Source organism: Sphingomonas sp. CCH9-E2 (genome assembly GCF_001557215.1).
Taxonomy (GTDB): domain Bacteria; phylum Pseudomonadota; class Alphaproteobacteria; order Sphingomonadales; family Sphingomonadaceae; genus Sphingomonas.
On sequence record NZ_LSJM01000127.1, the window covers coordinates 1 to 497 of the forward strand.

General features: G+C 68.8%; 1 protein-coding gene. It reads left to right on the top strand.

The genetic code is table 11. The features are described 5' to 3' along the window. Positions 1-164: 164 nt before the first annotated feature. On the top strand, positions 165-464 hold the full coding sequence (locus tag AX681_RS06770; protein WP_066658127.1) for a hypothetical protein: 300 nt from the start codon (positions 165-167) through the stop codon (positions 462-464). Positions 465-497 lie beyond the last annotated feature (33 nt).

The following is a 497-nucleotide window of genomic DNA, read 5'->3' on the forward strand; positions in this document are numbered from 1 at the left end:
ACCCATAGAATACACTGTCGTTGGGTGGCCGGGTGGGGGAGCGGGCCGGTGCCGCCTTCATCCAGCTTGCTGGATGACCAAACGCACCCGGAAAGATTCGTCTCCTGACGCGTTGGCGCGACGAGCAGTTCGCTCCGAAGCGTAACAATGTCAGGAGAACGAAGATGAAGCTGATCGCACTCGCCGCCGCGCTGGCGGTGGCCGGCACCGCCGCTGCACAGGACATGGCGGCCCCCGCTCCCGCGGCGCCTGAAGCCACCACGACCGCCACTTCGACCGAAGACCCGGTCGGCGGCTACCAGCCCGCAACGCCGCCGCTGTCGGCCCCGGTCGCGCCGGGCACGACGGTCGTGTTCCAGCAGGCGCCTGCGCCGGACGTCGCCTATCCTGCGCCCGCGCCCTTGGCGGAATATCCGATCTGCAAGAAGGGTCAGTACGACAATTGCCGCCAGCGCGGCGGTTAACCGGTCGGGGCGGGTTCAGCCCGCCCCCTCCAC